Here is a 19,923-nt window from a genome sequence, read left to right on the forward strand (position 1 = left end):
TGCATGCAGAATTTTAAAAAGGTCTTCCTGGCCGCCGCCGTTACCCTGGCGTTCAGCGCCGGTGCCATGGCCGAAACCCTGAAGATGGGCATCGAAGCGGCCTACCCGCCGTTCAACAATAAAGACGCCAGCGGCAACGTGGTCGGCTTCGACAAAGACATCGGCGACGCCCTGTGCGCCAAGATGAAAGTCGAATGCACCGTGGTCACTTCCGACTGGGACGGGATCATCCCGGCCCTGAACGCCAAGAAATTCGACTTCCTGATCTCCTCGATGTCGATCACCGAAGAGCGCAAGGGCGCGGTGGACTTCACCGACCCGTACTACTCCAACAAGCTGCAATTCATCGCGCCGGAGGACAAAGAGTTCAAGACTGACAAGGACTCCCTCAAAGGCAAAGTGATCGGCGCCCAGCGCGCGACCCTGGCCGGCACCTTCCTGGAAGACAACATGCCGGACGTCGAAGTGAAACTCTACGACACCCAGGAAAACGCCTATCTCGACCTGACTTCCGGTCGTCTGGACGGCATCCTCGCTGACAAATACGTCAACTACGAGTGGCTGAAAAGCGCCGCCGGCAAAGCCTACGAATTCAAGGGCGACCCGGTAGAAGAAAGCGACAAGATCGGTATCGCTGTACGCAAAGGCGACCCGATCCGCGAGAAGCTGAACGCTGCGCTGAAGGAAATCGTCGCTGACGGTACCTACAAGAAGATCAACGACAAGTACTTCCCGTTCAGCATCTACTGATCCTGACCTGCCGGACTGGCGCCGTGATCTGACGGCGTCGGCTCCCGGCCCTGCCTGCCGCGATTTGAACAGAAATCCATGATTATCGACCTCTACGGATTCGGCCCGGCGCTCGCCGCCGGCGCGCTGATGACCGTCAAACTGGCACTCTCGGCCCTGTGCCTGGGGCTGGTGCTCGGTCTGCTCGGCGCCTTGGCCAAGACTTCGCCGTACAAGCCGCTGCAATGGCTTGGCGGCTTTTATTCAACGCTGGTGCGCGGCATCCCGGAATTGCTCTGGGTGCTGTTGATCTACTTCGGTACGGTCAACCTGATGCGCGCGCTCGGTGAGTTTTTCGGCAATCCCGATCTGGAACTCAGCGCCTTCGCTGCCGGCGTCATTGCGCTGGGCCTGTGCTTCGGCGCCTACGCCACGGAAGTGTTTCGTGGCGCGATACTCGCCATTCCCAAAGGTCACCGTGAGGCCGGCGTGGCCCTGGGCCTGTCGAAATGGCGGATATTCACCAAACTGATCATGCCGCAGATGTGGCGCATTGCCCTGCCGGGCCTTGGCAATCTGTTCATGATCCTGATGAAAGACACCGCACTGGTGTCGGTAATCGGCCTGGAAGAAATCATGCGTCACGCGCAGATCGGCGTGACCGTATCGAAACAGCCGTTCACCTTCTATATGGTCGCCGCGCTGATGTACCTCGGCCTGACCGTGCTGGCGATGACCGGCATGCACTTCCTGGAAAAACGCGCCGCTCGCGGCTTCGCGAGGAGCACCCAATGAACTGGGAAGTCATCATCAAGTGGCTGCCGAAACTGGCGCAGGGCGCGACCCTGACGCTGGAACTGGTGGCCATCGCCGTGATCGCCGGGTTGCTGCTGGCGATTCCGCTAGGCATCGCCCGCTCTTCGAAGCTGTGGTACGTGCGCGCTTTGCCTTACGCCTACATCTTCTTTTTCCGTGGCACGCCGTTACTGGTTCAGTTGTTCCTGGTCTACTACGGCCTCGCGCAGTTCGACGCTGTGCGCAACAGCTCAATGTGGCCGTACCTGCGCGATCCGTTCTGGTGCGCCACCGCGACCATGACCCTGCATACGGCGGCGTACATCGCCGAAATCCTGCGCGGCGCAATCCAGGCGATTCCACCGGGCGAGATCGAAGCAGCACGCGCCCTGGGCATGTCCAAACCCAAAGCGATGTTCTACATCATCCTGCCGCGTGCGGCGCGCATCGGCCTGCCGGCCTACAGCAACGAAGTGATCCTGATGCTCAAGGCCAGCGCGCTGGCGAGCACCGTAACCCTGCTGGAACTGACCGGCATGGCGCGCACGATCATTGCCCGCACCTATCTGCCGGTGGAGATTTTCTTCGCGGCGGGCGTGTTCTATCTGCTGATGTCCTACGTGCTGGTGCGCGGCTTCAAGCTGCTGGAGCGCTGGCTGCGCGTCGATGCCTGCCAAGGGCGCTGAAACGTCCTACGTGCTGACGGGCGAGGACTTACTCGCCCGCTTCACGGCACTGGACGCATTTCTCACGACGCATCAGGCGTTGTGGAAACCTCGACCGTTCACTTACTTGCAGCTTCCATGGGAAGTGTCCTACCCGGAGTTGGCCTTGTGGCTACGCGGGCGGTCGCTGGAGGATGCGGAAAACGCTCATAACCAACCCGCTGATCTTGCCGATGCGCCGGAGCCGTTCGCTTCATTGGCAGCGCTGTCGGCTGAGTTGGGTGAGGTTGGTGAGTTGCCCGGATATGCGCTGGAAGCTGCGGGCCATCGCTTGAATGTCGATGTGCCGGGGCGCAAATGGCAGCAGATTGAAGCGTTTGCCAGTCGACTGTCCTTCGCGTCGCAACCGACCCACTGGCTCGATTGGTGTTCCGGCAAGGGGCACTTGGGTCGACGTTTGTTGGGTGACGGCCAACAACTGACCTGCGTTGAATACGATCCTTCGTTGGTCGCCAGCGGCCAGGCATTGAGTCAGCGCCATCATCTGCATGCCTTGCACATCGAACAGGACGTGACCGCGTCGGACGCCGCGTCTTTATTGAACGCTGAACACACACCAGTCGCCTTGCACGCCTGCGGCGATCTGCATGTGCGCCTGATGCAACTCGCCTCCGCCAGCGGCTGCCGCCAACTGGCCATCGCCCCGTGCTGCTTCAACCGGATCAATCGCACTACGTATCAGGCATTGTCCTGCGCGGGTTTGAAGTCCGCCCTACAGCTGTCGCGGGACGATCTGGCACTGCCAATGAGCGAAACCGTCACCGCCGGCGCACGCGTCAGGCGCCAACGCGACACGTCGATGGCCCGACGCCTGGCCTTCGACCTGTTACAACGGCAGTTGCGCGGCATTGATGAATACCTGCCAACCCCCTCGCTACCGAGCGCGTGGCTGGACAAACCGTTTGCTGACTACTGCCGCGATCTGGCTGCGCTCAAAGAGTTATCCACAATCGGGACGCAAGACTGGCCAGCGTTTGAAGCTGCTGGTTGGAAGCGGTTAGCCGAAGTTCGCAACCTGGAATTACTGCGAGGATTATTCCGACGGCCACTGGAGCTTTGGCTGAATCTGGATCGCGCACTTTTCCTCGTCGAGCAGGGATATGTCGTACGCCTCGGCGTCTTCTGTGAAACCGCGCTTACCCCCCGCAATTTCCTGCTGCTGGCCGAACGCGCTTAAACACGCAGCGCCTGTGGATAACTCTGTTGATAGAATTCTTGTGGATCCAATATCCCTGCCTGTTTCGGGGCATTATCACTGCTGGTCATTTTTTGTTCACATAGATAAAAAACCTGTAAAACAGTGATTTGCGAACAAATTGAAAACATGTCCACAAAATCGTGGCCAAGCACGTTTGATGCCGAGCGTGTTGTGCATAAGCGGCCAACCAAAACGGCATAACCGCCTATTAGTAGGTCGGTAAAGTGAATAATTGCAGCCGCCTGAGACCCTTGCTATACAGGATCACAACGTGCCACCAGCGCACGCACGAACAAGAAAAAATCAGACCGACAGGAAGCGACCGTGACGTTCATTTCTTACGCACAGAATTTCGAAGACATCCGCCTGTGGCGCGCCCTCAGATACTTTGAAAATGGCTTCTATATCGATGTCGGCGCCAACGATCCGACCCACGATTCGGTCACCAAAGCCTTCTATGATCGCGGCTGGCACGGGATCAATGTCGAGCCAGTGCAGAACTACCACGACGCCTTACGTCAACAGCGTCCACGGGACGAGACCTTGCAATGCATTGCCAGTGATCAGCCCGGCGAAGTAACGTTCTACAGCATCCCGGATACCGGACTCTCCACTGCCGACCCCGCCGTTGCACAAGAACGCAAGAATCTCGGCATGGACGTGCACAGTCTCACCGTCAAGGCCCGCACCCTCAGCTCTATCTGCGAAGAGCATGCGGCCGACCGTCCCATACACTTTTTGAAAATCGACGTTGAGGGCCACGAAGAAACAGTCCTGCGCGGCATGGACTTCAACCGCTTCCGCCCATGGATCATCCTCATCGAAACACCGTGGGAGCGCGACCATACCTGGGAACATCTGGTCACCGACGCGGGCTATCAGAATGTACTGTTCGACGGCCTCAACAGCTTTTTCCTTGCAGACGAACACCTCAACCTCAAACCCGCTTTCGACCTCCCGCCCTGCAACCTCGACAACTTCCAGCTCTGCAAGGGCCACGCCCTCGCCCACCCCGTCAATCCCGACCTTGAAACCGCCTTGCAACGGGCCGAACACGCCGAAGCACAGCTACGCGCCATGCAAAACAGTCGCGCCTGGCGCACCGTTCAGAAACTGCGCAACGTCCTGCGCAGAGCCTGATTCGAAGCCTGCGCAAAAATAGTCTGAATTCAGGGGTTTACAGGATCTTCCCAATCGCTATAATCGTCGCCCACACGCCGGTATAGCTCAGTTGGTAGAGCAACTGACTTGTAATCAGTAGGTCCCGGGTTCGACTCCTGGTGCCGGCACCATACAAAACAAAGCCCCTGCAGAAATGCAGGGGCTTTGTTGTTTCTGGTGTGTTTATATTCCTGGCAGTTTCACCCTCAGTGAAAATAACTTCTCCCCTCGCACTTCGCGCGATTAGCCACACTTCCTCTTACACACTTCGAAAGCGCGGACTCTGAACCGACGGTTCACATTTCCGTCTTTATGCTAAATTATGAAATAGCAATAATTATGGTGTACACATAAAAAGGTGTAATCGTATGAGCAGCATTTTTCAGCGTCCTGAACTGGCTGAGTCAATGGCAAACCAGCTTCTCAATCCAGGCGTACTCGACGAAGGTCTGCGCTCAGGCCTATTTCTATCTGGCCTGCGCCGCACAGGCAAAACGACTTTTCTGAGAAACGACCTCATCCCATCACTGGAAGATGCAGGTGCTTTAGTCATCTATGTCGACTTATGGAGCGACACTCTGGCCAACCCGGCAACGCTGGTGCACAACGCCATCCGGAAAACCCTGAAAGACCTGCAAACGCCGGGCTCCTCTGCCTTGGAAACCTTCAAGCGCGTCAGCAATGTTGAAATCGGCGCTGCTGGATTTAAGTTCGGCTTCAAACTCGACAGCATTGGCAGCGCCGACGGCCCGACACTGGCCCAAGCACTCACCGAAGTAGTAGATCAAGCCAAGACTGATCTGGTGTTGATCATTGACGAAGTGCAGCACGCCATTTCCTCAGACGACGGTAATCAACTGCTGCTGGCACTCAAAGCCGCCCGCGATGCAATCAACCCCCGCCCCAATACTCCCGGCTACTTTCTGTTCATCGGAACCGGCTCCCACAGAGCGCAAGTCAGCGAACTGACCGCCAAACGCAACCACGCCTTTTCCGGGGCCACGTCAGCAGCCTATCCATTGCTGAAAGGCGATTACGTTGAATTCCTGCTCAACCGACTCGCAATGACAGTGAAGAAGGACAAGTTGCCGTCCCTCGAAACCGCTGTCGAAGCGTTCAACACTTTGGGAAATCGACCTGAAGAAATGCTGAAGGCTCTACGTCAACTTCTGCAGCAAGAGGGTGAACCCGATCTGTTTCTACCCGTAATAGCCAGCACACTGCGTTCGGCGGCGGCGAGTATCGAGCTGGAAAAAGTCGAGCAACTGGGTAGCCTGGCTCAAGCCGTTTTCAACAAGATCGCATCTACAGAAGGCGATGCTCGCGGAATTTTTTCCACAGACGCAGCGGCTGAATATTCAAAGTCAGTCGGGCGAGAGGTGCGGGTCGAAGAGATTCAACCGGTAGTGATTGCGCTGGTTGCCGAGAACATCATCATGCGACGCGGGCATGGGATTTACGCGATTACAGATCAGTTTGTTCAAGAGATCTGGCTGGAAGAACGGGCTTTGATTGAAGGAAGTTAGGCCGCAGGCTGATCTTGATCAGTTAAGACATCTGCGAGGCAGCTCGGGAGCATCATGTGAGTCCACACTGACTCGTAAACCAAATCGACGCGCGCCTGAGCGCGGCGAAAGATCGAGGAGTCAAGTGATGTCACACCACAAGAACACCATTGAATTACGCGAAAAAATTGAGGAGTGTGGACACTCACTTTCATTGTTCATCGACCTTTGCACCGCCGATGTACATCTCAATCAACGCAGCAAACTGGCCTTGTCAGAATACGGAAAAAACTGCATGGAGGCCTTTGAAGACGCTGAAAACCTGCTTCGCAGCCAAAACGAAGCGCAAACCGATGCGCCCCAGCCCTTGCGGCGCACCGCTTAAAATACGCCCGCCGCAGGCGCTCGCGTCACCAGACGCGGCGTCACGCCGTTATCTGACAGACACTCCCACACCCATAATCCGGAGTTACACATCGATTGGCGCACACGTTTAAAAACACTCTGGGTTACGCCCAAAGGCCCACAAAACCTTGCGCCGCTGCCTACGCGTACGCCAGAATCCGCCGGCTTGTGCGCCTTGGAACCCACCGGTACCTTGAGCCTGTCACTGCCCATCAGTGATCGGGTTTAGTAGCCCGTGGTCCACCCAGGGCGCATAGCGCATCAGACAGTCAGGCATTTATTCGCTTGCACTTTATGGTAGCTGTGCGTAGGGCGCTTTCGAGCGCGCCGGCTCCCTGGGTCCCCGGTCTACTAACCTGCGCACAGCTGCCACCTCTCCTTTTAGTAGAGAAGCGGTGTTGGCTCCTACTTTAGGACCCAGAGTATGTTCAAGATAACGCCAAACCCGCCGGGCACTGATCCGGCAGCCATCGCAGATCCAACATCCCCCTACGAATCGCCCGATTCGAAAAAACTCAACGACGCGGCCAATCGCGCGCTTGATCATTATTTACTCCCACCCACGGCCCAGATCATGGCCACACCATATCGACCCAACCGCCTCTACATGGCCAACCCAGAGTCCGGCGCCGAATCCTTGTTAGTGGATGCGACTGAAACCCTGGGATCCGCCAGCGTGATGCTCGGCGACTTCGCCGGTGTACTGGAGGGCCACCATCGTAAAACGCTGCAGGGCATCGCCCAAATCGTGATGCGGGCAGAACTGGCGGTCAATCAGGTGCTGGATAAGTTAGTACCGACTGAGTAGCAAAGCGTAGCGGCGAGAGTTCATCTCTCGCCGCTACTTCAATGAGCCCAGTTGATCAAAAAGATCACGCTGTGTGTCGCGGGAAAGTGTTCGCAAGCGGTCGAATAAAAGTCGATCAACAGCCTGAGATGAAGGGCTGAGCGTATGTGAAAACGTAAGACTAGCCACCCAAGTGTGCCCGCACTTTACAGAGCCACATTGGCAGTAAAGTCGAACGAACTCTAATGACAGATCGTCGCAAGACACAATCCTTCCTTTCTCCCCACATGATTTGCAGTGCACTCGCATTAGCGCCCCCATACAAGTAGTTAAGAAGCACCAACTTTATCATCTACCATTGCAAGGTCGCGCAAAATTTCAATTACTTATTTTCAGATGACTTATTCCAATTAATCATAAAAACCTGTCAGATCTGACAGTGGCCAACAGCAGACTATTTAGCAACAATAACCTTGCAACTCAGATCACCATCACTTGATTAGAATTAACTGCTACCCCCCTTTTCTGGTCCCGCCCTTTTCTGAAATACCGAGCAACCCAATCGCGCCCTCGAAAGCTGAGATATTGTGGAGCATGCAGCCATCTACAGAAAAGAATTCCTTGATGGCAAAGCATTATGAACTTGGATGAGATCTGGATCTGTGGTCACCGATCTCTTCACCAAACCCGACGGCAGGGACCGACGACCCCACTCGTGTAAGTCGGCACAAAAACAGTGTTATTTCTGAGAGCGGGCACCACCCCGGCAGCCTGACTTTAAGAAGCCTAGATATGCAGCTAGGCGACCATTTCTTTCGGAGCATCAGAGGTTCTCACCGCAGCCACTATGTCGTCTGCAGAATCATGCCTGCCATCATTAAGCCGCTCCAATTCGAGTTGGAGATTTTTATTTAAAAAATCGTGTTTCAACTCAAATTCAGTAAAAATCTCACTCCATCTAAATGCGTACACCCGATACTCACCAATAAACATCAATCCAGGCTCACCATGATTTTTATGACTCTTTATCTGGCTTTCAATATAGCCAGTTGAGTCAAATTGATTTCCTATCAAATAAAATTTCCAATCCATATTGGATCCATTAAACTGATCAATCGATCTAATTACCTGGTAATAATCATAAACCTGATCAAACTCTTTCTTGCCCAGACGAATATTCGTAGGATGCTTTAACTCAAGAACAATGTTCTCTACTATGCTTTGCTTCTTCCCTTGCCTAACAAGGAACAAATCCATTTCTCTGTTTTTGCTCTCATGATCAACTGCGCCCTTACTATCTATCCCATGCAGCAAATATGTATATCGGCGTAAAGCCTCTTCAAATTTTGGCTCAGCTGCGGTTAGAAGTTGGTACTCCTCACCTATAAGCCAGTAATTCTTCTCCATCATCTTCTGTAGATGCGGGACTTCTCCGGCATACATATTCGGATCGAATACCAGCTTTTTAAATTCCGCGACAGACTTATATCGGTCGCTTATCAACTCGATGGTGTTTACTATCGATGACATTTTGGTTGTCTGCAGTTGACGCGCAAAGCGCTCCCTCTCCCCTGAGGACAATTCCACTACACCGTCAAGTATTTTAAATAAGTCCTCAACCTCACCGCTGTCAACAATTAAAGATATAAATCTTATGAAGGTCACCTTTTGAGTAGGGTTCAAATTGGAAAATATTTTTGGCTCTACCTGATAGAGTTGAGTAATGATCTCTTTTAAATCTTCATGCCGCGCTAGCTCCCAATTATTCTTCGAATTAAAATCAGGAAAGTAGCCTTTAGCCTCAAACTCTTCTACTAGTTTCTTAGCATGATCAACAATGAAAGGTTTACGCTTACTTCTCAAAAATGAATTAATGTTCTTTATCAGCTCCTTGAACTCCTCAGATTGATCCGTCCTAGAGGATAACAGATCAATTTGCCCGCATTCCTTGCCAACACTAAAATCTTTGAAGTAATCACTCACCACAAAAACACTATGATAAAACTCATCACCTTTATTATTAAGAGTCGTCGGACGTGAGTACTTAAATCCACCCACAAGATCTGAACAATAGAACCTGGAGAAATGGCGATTCAACTTTCTAGACCACCTTACAAACTTAACATCAAAGAGGTGATCAGTAATATTTAGAGTAAATTTCTCCGAATCTCTAACGAGAGACTCACAGGGTATATCAGCGCCATTAATGCGAATCGCAAAACCTTGATCTCTTTTCAGTTCCAACAGCCATGCGAAATCCTTAATCAGATATGAAGTCAACTCATCCTTAATGTAAGACTCAGACAGGCCGATAATATTTTCAAAACTAACACACGTACCTACCTCTCTACCGGAAACTTTTTCCTCAGAAGAGAAGCTGTAGTTATCAATATCATCATCGCTTACTTTAATTTCATACTCATATACTTCATCACCGCTGGCATATCGGGTTCTCCATATTGCTCTTTGTGCAAAATGGAAAAAGGTCAAGCGCCCAAGGCCATTTTTACCATGCACAAGCGAGTGTTGCACCTCAAGATCTCTTTTTTCAGAAGATAGAATAGGCTTAAACTTATTCTCAACCTGAAGGTGTGGAATTCCCGATCCATTGTCCTGCACAGTGAGATATTTGACTCCCCCCAGATCATCAACTTCGTACCTAACATCAACAGAAGTCGCACCCGCATCAAAGCCATTCCATATATATTCAGCTACAGTCCTATAGGGCTTGATAGCCTTAAGCCTATTTTTAATCCCTTTTGCTTTGACTTCAACTTTAGCCATTATCCCCGCCTTACACTCTCACTGATATAGACAACATAGCACGACGTTATATGCGTGCAAATATAGCACCACCTTGAAGCCTTGGCCACACCTACACTTAACAACTACAACTTTTCCATCCATCTCTAGGCATGTAGAAATACGCACCACTACATAAAAACGTAATAAAGTTGCGGAATTCAATAGTATTAATCTGCTGGGCGTACATTGTAAATATCTCCTTCGACTGCTTAAGTTGATCACACCCGGGAGTCCAGGAAGAAAAGAAGGATATTTTTAGAGATAGCCTAGCAATGAGCCTAATAATTAATGTATTAGTATCATAAGTTTACGTTCTTTTTCGACTCTTGGTGCCGCACCATACAAAACGAAGCCCCTGCAGAAATGCAGAGGCTTTGTTGTTTCTGGGGTGTCCACTTTTCGTCCACAGTGAATAGTCAAATCTCACTGACCTCAAACACAAACGAAATCCTGCGCTGGCTCGCGCTCCACACATAACGCAGATGCTTGCCCTGCTTGGGAATCGATACCGCCGGTGGCCGGAACGCGGCGACGCATTCGTGGCCGGGTAAGCGCACGCTGTTGTAGAGCAGCCCCCAGGATTGGGCCTCACGCAGTTGCCGGGCGAATGCCTGGGACGGGCTGTAAGCGTCGGGATCCGGGTTGTGCAGGTCCGGGTAATCGTGGCGGATATCGTGCAGCGGTTTGACGACCGTGTTGACGTAAGTCCGCATGGTCAACTCAAGATCCGCTTCCTGCGTCGCGGCGAGAAAACGCTCCTGGTGATAACAGGTTTCGGCGATGGCGGCTGCCTGGCTGCTGGCGGCGTAGTAGACGCCGAAGGTGCCGTCGCAGAAGCGGCTGCTTTTGCCGATGTGGGTGAACGCAGCCATGACCGGGGTCGAGCCGAGGCCGGAAAGTCGATCTTCCGGGCGCACTCGGGCGAGCACGCCGGCCTGTTCGGTCAGGCGATCATTGGTCAGTGCCTCGATGGCGTAGGCGATTTCCAGGTCTTTGGGGTCGAGTACGTCTTCGAACAACGCAATCGGCGGGAAGCTGCTGTTGACGATCCGGTAAGCCCGCGGCCACTGCGGATCGGCCAGCGCTGGCGCGTTCAACCGCGCACTCCGTCGAGGTAGCGCCGTACATCGGCAATGTCCACAACGCGCCCGGCCAGCATGTAATCCAGCGCGGTTCGACCATTGAAAGGCGCGGCGGTGTTTGGACTACTGACCCACGTATAAGCGCGCTCACGGCTGTTGCTGAAGATGATGCTCAACGCCTTGTGAATCCCCATCAGATAGGAGATGCGCTCAAGGGTGTCGTGGGGCAGGCGCACGTTCGGCGGCAGGTGTTTGTACTTGTAGAACGTGGTGTTGCCGACTCCACCGAGCAACGTGCGTTGCTGATCGGCATTGCAGCCCCATCGCTCCATGAGGTTGAAGAAAAACTTCAGTGCGACGCGACCGGCTTCGGGGGCGTCGAGTTGTTCGCGTGGGGTGAGGGCTGGGGTTGAGGTGGGCATGACCGCCTCCATTGTTAGCTGACATGACTTCAAGCCTAGTACAGATACGGATATTTGTTTTCTTTTAATCCGCTAACGAATCAGCTCGTTAACCCAATATGCATGTTAAAAACGCCGTGATTTGTTATTTCGCGTGAGTTTTTTTGACCTTCATCACCCCCAAGTCATCAAAAAACCCGATCCTGTGTCAGCTTCCAGCCATCGGCAGGGACATCAATTCGCTACTAAACCCGCGACAACTATGCTCAGGTGCAGGAATATAGCCGGCATATGGCGCCGGATCGGCAGTCTCGTAAACAACAATACCCAGCCCACTTCAGAGGGCATTACCCATGGATAGCAGAACCTTACGCAACCTCATGCGCATCGTGCAGACCGGCTCGTTGTCGGCCGCAGCCGAGCATTCGTGCCTGACTGTGCAGGCGTTGGCCGCGCAGTTGAACAAGGTCGAAGAGCAGTTCGGTTTCCGCTTGTTTCGTCGTTCCAACAAAGGGCTGACGCTGACGCCGCAAGGCACTGAGCTGACGCCGTATATCGACAAAGTGCTGATTGCCACGCGACAGATGGAAGAAAAAGTCGAGGCACTGAAAGTGCCCGGGCAGCGCACGTTGAAGGTCGCGTTGAATAACACCTTGGCGCCTGACTTCAACCGGCGAATGATCGGACGCCTGATCGAGGTGTTTCCCGATTATCAGATGGAGTTCAGCTACGCCGAGTCGATGGAAAACCTCAGCAAGCTGAAGAATGAAGACTTTGATCTGGCGGTGCTGATCGGCCCGCAGCGTCCGGGTTTGCCGAGCATCGTCCTGCCGGATGTGCAGGTGCAGGTGGTTGGCGCGCATTGCGGGCAGGAAAACGATCCGTTGACGTTGCTGGGCAACAAATTTCAGGTGCGTCCTGCAGAAGATTGTCCGTATTCCCACAGCTTTTTGCGTTTTCTCGACGCCGGGCTGGGCAATCACGAGAACGGCCAGCGCATGGTCTACTCGTGCAGCGAAACCCTGACGCTGTCGCTGATCACACAGATGGATGCGGTGGGCATGGTCTCGCGCGAGGCCGCGCAGAAAAACGGCCTGACGATTTTCCCCGGGTTCGAGGATTTCCTCGAAGTACGCCTGGCGGTGAACAATCCGGAGTTGTCCAATCAGGCGTTGAGCGACGTCGTCGATCTGCCGTTACATGAACGAGCCGAGCGCAATGTACGCAGCCGTCCCAACCGCCACACTGAGAAAGAGGTTTTTGCTGAAATACGCACATAACAGCGTCGGAATGGCTGCATAAAATTCCGGGCGATCGAGCTGTATGTGCTGATCCTTGATCAACAAGGGTGTCAGGCTGATCGCAGCGACGATCGCCACCGGCAGGTATTCCAGCGCGCGCGCGATGAACGGCGGCCAGTGCTCGGTATTCACTTGCAGTGGCAAGGCGCGTGGCAGGAAAGTCACCGCCATCATCAGCGCGACCACCAGAATCAGGAACGTTTGGTCAGGCATACACCCACTCCGCAGCCCACAAACGTGGCGATAAACACATTAAACGGCGAGTTGCCGACCAGGCTCAGTGCGCCCATGCAGATGACGGCCGCGGCGGCGGCGATCAGCTTGTTGCGGGTATTGCACAGCGACACCAGCACGTAGAGCATCATCGCGGTCAGCGCGTAGTCGAGTTGGTATTTGATCAAGTGTGCTGCGTATTGCGCGCACACCGCGCCCAGCAAACCGCCGAGTACCCACGCTGTGTGGCAGAACAGGTTGAAGCCAATCAGGTAGCGTACGTTGACCGGCGCGCCAGTGCCGAGTTTCACGCTGTGGAAGGCGAAGGATTCGTCGGTCAGGCCACCCGCGTAGCACCAGCGCTCCATGCGGCTGAGCCCCAACGCGCGCAGGGCCTTGGCCATGTACACCGACATCAGCATGTGCCGTGCGTTGATCAGGAAAGTGGTTAGCACAATGGTGGTCAGCGACGCGCCGCTGGAGATCAGCGCGAGCGCGGCGAATTGTGAAGCGCCGGCATACACGAATAAACACATCGCTACCGGCAGCCACAATGGCAGCCCGGCGTTGACGGCCATCAAGCCGAACACAAACGCAACCGTGAAGTAACCGGCCACCACCGGGCTGGCTTCGGCAAATGTACGCGACGGCTGATGGTTGACCATCAGCGGCGCGCTGCCGGACGTTTCATTCATAGATCCCTCTCAAATGTCCGTTCGCCATGAGGCTCGCAAAAACCCTGGGCAGCCCAGAATCGCTTGCCCGCGAGGTTAGCATCGTCGACGAACAGAAACATCCGCAGCACACCGACCCGCTTCATGTCGGACGACGCCGCTTCAACAAGACGTTGACCAACGCCCTGGCTGCGATAACGCGGGCTGACCGCCAGATGATTGATCGTGCCACGACTGCCGAGCATGCCGCCCAACACCGCGCCGACGATTTCACCCGCCACGTCGAAGGCCAGATAGGCCGTGGTGGTTTTCTGGATCAATACGCCGCGCAGGCATTTGGCATCCTGCCATTCGCAGAACGACACTTCGTCGAACTGACGGAAGAAGCGCTCCATGCGCTGCGCATCCTTGGCCGTGGCGCGGCGCAGCACCACCGGCGTCGAGCACTCGACGCCGTCGATTGGGGTGATCTGATTAGCGAACAATGTCGAAAGCGGTCCCGGGCCGCGAGAAGGAAATCGCCAGAATCTGCCGGTACGCCATGGCATGGGTGTGCGTATTGCGCGCCGGGGTCACGTAGTGACGCATGTCACGATCGAGGAAGTAGGTGGTGTCGAGAATCTCCTGGTAGGTGGTCGACGCCAATTGATGCTCGTGGATGTCATACAAACGACTCTCGGCACCCTCGACATTGTTGCGGCCCCAGAAGTGCACACCGCTGAACGGGTAGCCGTCGCAGTGAATTCCTTCAGGTGTGATCTCAAGCTGTTTGCCCGGTTTGATCTCGATGCGGATCTGGTGGATCTGGCACTGCCAGATTTCATCGTGCAATTCTTCCGGCAACACGCTTTTGTACACTTCAAAATCGGTGTCGATGAGGCTGCGCATCACCGGCGACTTGATGACTTCATCGGAGAAGTCCTGGAAGTGCCGCAAAAGGCCGCCCACATAGGCGTTGTTTTCCTTGGATTGCACATACGCGCGATGTTCGAGTTGCTTCAGTTCGCGCGTCTTGGGGTTGTACTCAAAGTCGCTGTAACGACGGTAACGCATGCCGGCTTCGGCCTGACCGTAGTAACTGTCAGGCTCCATGTTTTCCCAACTTTTGGTCAGTCTGACGAAGTCGGCAAAATGACCGTAGAGATTGAAGTCACCACCCTGGACGTTGACATATTTGTCGCGCCGTAGCGATTCGCCCACTTCTCTGTTCAAAACGATCATTACCAAATTCTCCGCTGCGTTGAGCGGCCTAATCTATTAGGTGGAGAATTTGCGTCCATGAGAAAGAATTTCAGGCATTTAAAGGGCTATTTGAAACGGCGTTTGAAGCGACTTAAAAACAACTTTTACATGACAAAAACACGGGTTTTTTCCGGTTTTCACTGAAAAATCGACGAAAAAAAATCCCGAACCAGTCGGGACTTTTCTCACATCTGTTACACCCTATCAGGCATTAGAAGATGTTGATCGGGTAGTCCACGAACACACGCAGCTCGTTGCCGCTGACGTTGTATTCGCTGGATTTCTGCGAAACACGCAGGATCGAGCTGCGCAGTTTCACGCTCAGGTCTTTGGCCGGGCCGCTTTGCACGACGTACTTGAACTGGTTGAAGATTTCGCGCTCGGTGCCGCCTTCGCTGGTGGAGGTGGTGATGTTGTCGCCACGCACGTAAGCGAAGTTGTAGCTCAGACCCGGTACGCCGAATGCGCCGAAGTCCAGGCCGTAACCCAACTGCCAGCTGCGTTCGTCTTCGGCGTTGAAGTCCGACCAGTAGGAGTTGGCCAGGTAGATGGAGTTGCCACCATCGCCGACGCGACCCTGACCTTTCTGATAGCCGCCGTAGGCGTAGCCCAGGTTGCTGTCGCCAGTGGAGCGCTGGTGCGCCACGGTGAACGAGTGCGGGCCGGTGGCGAAAGTCGCAGCCAGGCTCCAGATCTTGTTGTCGTCACCGGTCACACCGTTTTCGCGGACATAGGAGTTGTCCAGCTTGGTGCGATAGCCGTTGAAGTCCAGGGTCAGGGACTGATCCTTATCGATCGGGAAAACGTAATTGGCGTTCACGTATTGCTTCTTCAGGACGTCTTCGACGTCGGAAGCGTACAGCGCAGCCTTGAACTGTTCGGTGAACTGGTAGCTACCGCCAATCACGTTGATCGACTTCAGGCCACCACTGTCACGGCCTTCAGCGCTCTTACGCGATTCGGCGGTGAAACGACCGGCGTTCAGTTCCAGGCCTTTGATCTCTTTGGAGGTGATCAAAGTACCGGTGTAGCTTTCCGGCAGCAGACGCACGTTGTCGTAGCTCAGCACCGGCAGGGCCGGCATCTGGTCACCGTAGGTCAGCACGGTGTTGGACACGCGGAACTTGACCGCTGCACCGAACTTGGACAGATCGTCCGCCGCGTTGCCACTGTCGCCCTGTTTGAAGAAGTCGATACCACCAGCGCCGCTGCGGCCCTTGCCACCGTCCAGACGCAGTGCGTACAGACCGAAGGCGTCAACGCCGACACCGACGGTGCCTTGGGTGAAACCGGACGAGAACGTACCGATGGCCGCTTGGCCCCATTCGGCCTTGTCGTCGTTTCCGTCTTTGTAATCTCGATTGATGTAGGCGTTGCGCAGCAGCACTTTCAGGCTGCTGTCTTCTACAAAACCCTTGGATTCGGCCTGGTCGTTAGCCATGGCCTGTGTGGCGCTCAACATCCCCAGAGCGATCAGGCTGATACGCTTGTTCAACATTTTATTTTCCTTATTACGGGTTGAAACGCGCTGTGTCGAACGGCTGAAACGGCGCTGATGCACTCTTTTTTCACCCCGAAACAAAAAGGCCCGCCCACGACAAAGTCGTGGCGGGCCTTCTTATTATTTTTGAGTCATGGCGGTTGGCCACAGGCGTTGGGCCGAATCGTAGCCGCGCCTTGAACATTGTGTCAATTTCAAGAATCGTCTTTAAATAGGCAAAAATCGTCTAAGAAACGTAAATTTTGCGCTGACTCCTTGCACGGAAATGCCGGCAGCTAGTGAATCCAGCGCCTATCAAAAGCAGCCGTCGAGGCCGCAGAGCGCTGACGATTCACCCTTCTCATTAATCTCCAAGGCCTGTCCCAACCAATCGGCAAAGGCCTGCGGTTTGCCCAGCCAGGCACTGATGTCGATCAAGGTGAACTGGCCGTCCTGCTCCAAGGCGAACGTCGGAAACCCCTGACCGCCAAGGCGCGCCAACAATGCGCGACTGGTTTTTACATGCTGCTCGGTATCAACGGATTTAAACGCGGCCCGGAAAGTTTCCTCGGCGTAGCCCATCTGATCCGCCAACAGCAAAAGTACGGATTCATCGGCGATCCGCCGCCCTTCTGCGTAGTGTGCGGTCTGCAACCGCCCGAGCATCTGCAAACCACGGTCATCGATTGCCTCGGCCGCCATGACGGCAGCAATGGGTGGCGTCGAGTCGAACACAGCCGTGTGATCGCGCAGCAAGCCTTCGAAATAGGCCTCGCCAAACGGCTGCCCGGTGTATTCAGCGATGCGCCGGTCGTGGGGCAAGACGTAATTGCGTAATTGCGTGGAAACACGCTGGCGGTTGGCACCGCTCATCATCCCGCCGGCATGAGCGATTACCGGCAGCACTTGCTGCGCGGCCTGTACCAGCGGTTTGGCGCCATAACACCAGCCGCACAGCGGGTCATAGATGTAATGAAGGATCATCGGAAAACTCCGGCCTGAAAGTGGGAAAAATCAATGCCGGCAGACTAGTCCTCGGAGCGTGGGGGAAAAACGCTGGAATGGCTTTCAGACTGTTTCGTGAATCGGTCGAATTGTCTGAACGGTCAGATTGTGTCCAGACCGACACAACTTGAAACAATCAGACAAGGGAACTTTTAAGGAATAATTAACGGGAGCAAATGCAAAGCATTACCATTCGCACGATCGAATTCTTCCACCCTTTCGGATGCGCTTTTCAATGCCTGCCCCGTTCCGTCTTACGCCCGTCACCCTTGGGCTTTCTGCTTTCCTGTCCAGCGGTTTTGCCTGGTCGGCCACTGAGTTGCCCGCCACCGCCATCAGCGCCGAAGCGCAAGCCGATGACCCGCGCGTCAAAGTCAGTAATACCGCGACCCGCACCTCGACCCCAGTGCGTTATGTGCCGCAGGCCATTGATTCGATCAAGACGTCGAACGTCGCCGACTACGGCACCAATGACATCGGCGATGCCCTGAGTGGCATGCCCAACGTCAGCAGCAGCGCCGACACCCGCTTCGACAGCTTGCGCATTCGTGGCTTCGACGCCAGCAACGACTTTTATCTGGACGGCATCCGCGACGACAGCCAATACAAGCGCGACCTGCACAACATCGAGCGCGTCGAAGTGCTCAAAGGTCCGGCCGCCGTGCTGTATGGCCGTGGCAGTCAGGGCGGGATCGTCAATCGGGTGAGCAAAGCGCCTGAGGCCGGACGTCGCTCAACCATAGAAGCCCAGGCCGGCAGCGAAGACTTGCGCAGCCTGTACGCCGACCTCAGCACCGACCCGAGCGAGAACATCAGCCTGCGCCTGAACATGGGCAACATGGATGAAAACAGCTTCCGCGACGGCGTTAGCGGCAACCGCCAACTGTTCGCGCCGTCGATGAGCTGGCAACTGACGCCCGACCTGAACTGGCTGGTGCAGTACGAATACAGCCGTTACAACCGCACACCGGATCGCGGCATTCCTGGGGTAAACGGGCGTCCGGCGGATGTCGGCCGCGACACAACCTACGGCAATGATCACGATTTCATCGACGACAAGTCGCAATCCCTGCGCTCGAAACTCACCTACGAGATCAACGACAACTGGCAACTGCGCCAGACCCTAGGCGTGTTCAAGCTCGACAGTGATTTCGACAACACCTACCTCACCGGCTACACCCCAGCGACCAACAAGGTCACGCGTCAGCACTGGCAGCAGGATCTGAACACCCGCAACGTCTACAACAACCTCGAACTTGAAGGCGGTTTCGATACGTTCGGCCTTGAGCATCGCCTGCTGACCGGTGTCGAGATCGGCAGTCAGCGCCGCGATCCAAAACTGTATAACGCCGCCACCGGCAGAACACCGGGTGCGCAACCTGTGCCGTCGCTGGACCTGTTCAACCCCAACCGCGACCTGCGCCACACCGGCAGCATGCAGCTCAACAGCAGCAGCCACACCGAGGTCGAAAGCCGCGCGGTCTATGTTCAGGATCAACTGCGCCTGAACGATCAATGGCAACTGCTCGCCGGGTTGCGCTACGACACCTTTGATATCGAGTCGACCAACAAGCTCAGGAACCTTTCCGAAGATCGCGACAGCCACAGTACCAGCCCGCGCGTGGGTCTGGTCTGGACGCCGCTGCAGAATCACTCCTTCTACGCCTCGTGGTCGAAAACTTTCTCGCCGGTGGGCGGAGGCCTGATCGGCATCACACCGGGCGCGGCCGGCAACACCAACGATCTGAGCCCCGAGCTGACCAAGCAGAAAGAAATCGGCGTGAAGAGTGACTGGCTCGATGACCGTTTGAGCACCACCCTGGCGATCTATGATCTTGAACTCTACAACCGCCGCACCACCGATCCGAATGATCCGACCCTGACCATCATGACCGGCGTACAGCGCTCACGCGGGATCGAGCTGACCGCCACCGGCAACATCGTCGGCAACTGGTACGTGCGCGGTGGCGTCGGTGTGCAGGATGCGAAGATCGAGAAGGACAACAACGGTCTGGAAGGCAAACGCATCAACAACGTTGCCAAACGCAACGGCAGCCTGTTCCTGACCTGGAAGCCGGAAATGGGCTGGTACGGCGAAACCGGTCTGACCCTGGTTGGCCAGCGTTATGCCGATAACGCCAACACCACCGTGCTGCCGGGTTATGGCCGTTGGGATGCGCTGGTCGGTTATCGCTTCAAGGACTGGGATTTGCGCGCAGCGCTGAACAACATCAGCGATCGCGAGTATTACGAATCGGCGACGAGCCAGTATCAAATCCAGCCGGGCGCGCCCCGTAGCGTCGTGATGACGGGCACCTATAGTTTTTAAAAGCGGGATCAAAAGATCGCAGGCTGCGATCTTTTCGGTTTTGCATAAAAAAGCGCCGCCATCCCGGCAGCGCTTTTACCAATCCC

The 19,923-nt window shown here is 55.0% G+C and carries 20 protein-coding genes and 1 tRNA gene; 11 read left to right on the forward strand and 10 right to left on the reverse strand.

The features are described 5' to 3' along the window. Nucleotides 1–3 precede the first annotated feature (3 nt). The 9 genes from IAI51_RS13270 (at nt 4) to IAI51_RS13310 (ending at nt 7,326) form a co-directional block, all read left to right on the forward strand. A complete protein-coding gene (locus IAI51_RS13270; RefSeq protein WP_187678896.1) occupies nt 4–750 on the forward strand; it encodes an ABC transporter substrate-binding protein in 747 nt (248 codons plus the stop codon). Between the two features lie 78 nt (nt 751–828). After that, the gene (locus IAI51_RS13275; RefSeq protein ID WP_187678897.1) at nt 829–1,524 is read left to right on the forward strand and encodes an ABC transporter permease; all 696 of its coding nucleotides are present in this window, start codon (nt 829–831) and stop codon (nt 1,522–1,524) included. Continuing rightward, complete coding sequence (locus tag IAI51_RS13280) at nt 1,521–2,210, forward strand: ABC transporter permease (protein ID WP_187678898.1); 690 nt, start codon at nt 1,521–1,523, stop codon at nt 2,208–2,210. Before IAI51_RS13275 ends, IAI51_RS13280 begins: the two co-directional genes overlap by 4 nt. Beyond that, a complete protein-coding gene (locus tag IAI51_RS13285) occupies nt 2,191–3,426 on the forward strand; it encodes a methyltransferase (protein WP_187678899.1) in 1,236 nt (411 codons plus the stop codon). The genes IAI51_RS13280 and IAI51_RS13285 overlap by 20 nt, the downstream gene beginning before the upstream one ends. A 345-nt stretch (nt 3,427–3,771) precedes the next feature. After that, a complete protein-coding gene (locus IAI51_RS13290; RefSeq protein WP_187678900.1) occupies nt 3,772–4,587 on the forward strand; it encodes an FkbM family methyltransferase in 816 nt (271 codons plus the stop codon). Between the two features lie 76 nt (nt 4,588–4,663). Then, a tRNA-Thr gene (locus tag IAI51_RS13295) sits at nt 4,664–4,739 on the forward strand. 237 nt (nt 4,740–4,976) lie between these two features. Further along, the gene (locus IAI51_RS13300; protein ID WP_187678901.1) at nt 4,977–6,134 is read left to right on the forward strand and encodes an AAA family ATPase; all 1,158 of its coding nucleotides are present in this window, start codon (nt 4,977–4,979) and stop codon (nt 6,132–6,134) included. Nucleotides 6,135–6,261: 127 nt separating this feature from the next. Continuing rightward, nucleotides 6,262–6,498, forward strand: coding sequence for a hypothetical protein (locus IAI51_RS13305; protein ID WP_187678902.1), 237 nt, complete (start codon nt 6,262–6,264; stop codon nt 6,496–6,498). Between the two features lie 444 nt (nt 6,499–6,942). Continuing rightward, a complete protein-coding gene (locus IAI51_RS13310) occupies nt 6,943–7,326 on the forward strand; it encodes a DUF6124 family protein (protein WP_187678903.1) in 384 nt (127 codons plus the stop codon). Between the two features lie 33 nt (nt 7,327–7,359). Here the strand turns inward: IAI51_RS13310 and IAI51_RS13315 are convergent, their stop codons facing one another. The 4 genes from IAI51_RS13315 to IAI51_RS13330 all read right to left on the reverse strand — a co-directional run bounded on the left by IAI51_RS13315 (nt 7,360) and on the right by IAI51_RS13330 (nt 11,614). Continuing rightward, nucleotides 7,360–7,614 (reverse strand): ogr/Delta-like zinc finger family protein, encoded by a 255-nt coding sequence (locus IAI51_RS13315; protein WP_187678904.1) that lies wholly within the window; start codon nt 7,612–7,614, stop codon nt 7,360–7,362. Between the two features lie 489 nt (nt 7,615–8,103). Then, nucleotides 8,104–10,089 carry an ATP-binding protein gene (locus IAI51_RS13320; protein WP_187678905.1) on the reverse strand — a complete coding sequence of 662 codons (1,986 nt, stop codon included), beginning with the start codon at nt 10,087–10,089 and terminating at the stop codon, nt 8,104–8,106. A gap of 437 nt (nt 10,090–10,526) precedes the next feature. Further along, nucleotides 10,527–11,207, reverse strand: a complete 681-nt coding sequence (locus tag IAI51_RS13325) for an RES family NAD+ phosphorylase (protein WP_187678906.1) — start codon at nt 11,205–11,207, stop codon at nt 10,527–10,529. Beyond that, a complete protein-coding gene (locus IAI51_RS13330; protein ID WP_187678907.1) occupies nt 11,204–11,614 on the reverse strand; it encodes an MbcA/ParS/Xre antitoxin family protein in 411 nt (136 codons plus the stop codon). Before IAI51_RS13330 ends, IAI51_RS13325 begins: the two co-directional genes overlap by 4 nt. A gap of 332 nt (nt 11,615–11,946) precedes the next feature. On the opposite strand from IAI51_RS13330, the gene IAI51_RS13335 reads away from it, so the two are divergent. Then, complete coding sequence (locus tag IAI51_RS13335) at nt 11,947–12,873, forward strand: LysR family transcriptional regulator (protein WP_187678908.1); 927 nt, start codon at nt 11,947–11,949, stop codon at nt 12,871–12,873. Here the strand turns inward: IAI51_RS13335 and IAI51_RS13340 are convergent. From IAI51_RS13340 to IAI51_RS13365, 6 genes are all read right to left on the reverse strand, one after another. Beyond that, entirely contained in the window at nt 12,790–13,107 is a 318-nt protein-coding gene (locus tag IAI51_RS13340; protein WP_007909127.1) for an AzlD domain-containing protein, read from the reverse strand. The genes IAI51_RS13335 and IAI51_RS13340 overlap by 84 nt on opposite strands. After that, on the reverse strand, nt 13,086–13,802 hold the full coding sequence (locus IAI51_RS13345; RefSeq protein WP_123529786.1) for an AzlC family ABC transporter permease: 717 nt from the start codon (nt 13,800–13,802) through the stop codon (nt 13,086–13,088). The genes IAI51_RS13340 and IAI51_RS13345 overlap by 22 nt, the downstream gene beginning before the upstream one ends. After that, a complete protein-coding gene (locus IAI51_RS13350) occupies nt 13,799–14,176 on the reverse strand; it encodes a GNAT family N-acetyltransferase (RefSeq protein ID WP_016986309.1) in 378 nt (125 codons plus the stop codon). The genes IAI51_RS13345 and IAI51_RS13350 overlap by 4 nt, the downstream gene beginning before the upstream one ends. 79 nt (nt 14,177–14,255) lie before the next feature. Continuing rightward, nucleotides 14,256–15,002 carry a 2OG-Fe dioxygenase family protein gene (locus tag IAI51_RS13355; RefSeq protein ID WP_187678909.1) on the reverse strand — a complete coding sequence of 249 codons (747 nt, stop codon included), beginning with the start codon at nt 15,000–15,002 and terminating at the stop codon, nt 14,256–14,258. A 232-nt stretch (nt 15,003–15,234) separates the two neighbouring features. Beyond that, nucleotides 15,235–16,521, reverse strand: coding sequence for an OprD family porin (locus IAI51_RS13360; protein WP_187678910.1), 1,287 nt, complete (start codon nt 16,519–16,521; stop codon nt 15,235–15,237). A 297-nt stretch (nt 16,522–16,818) separates the two neighbouring features. Continuing rightward, on the reverse strand, nt 16,819–17,487 hold the full coding sequence (locus tag IAI51_RS13365; RefSeq protein WP_187678911.1) for a DsbA family protein: 669 nt from the start codon (nt 17,485–17,487) through the stop codon (nt 16,819–16,821). Nucleotides 17,488–17,743: 256 nt separating this feature from the next. Between IAI51_RS13365 and IAI51_RS13370 the strand changes: the two genes are divergently transcribed. After that, nucleotides 17,744–19,837, forward strand: coding sequence for a TonB-dependent receptor (locus IAI51_RS13370; RefSeq protein WP_187678912.1), 2,094 nt, complete (start codon nt 17,744–17,746; stop codon nt 19,835–19,837). Nucleotides 19,838–19,923: the final 86 nt, after the last annotated feature.

The organism is Pseudomonas sp. N40(2020), from assembly GCF_014472415.1.
GTDB lineage: Bacteria > Pseudomonadota > Gammaproteobacteria > Pseudomonadales > Pseudomonadaceae > Aquipseudomonas.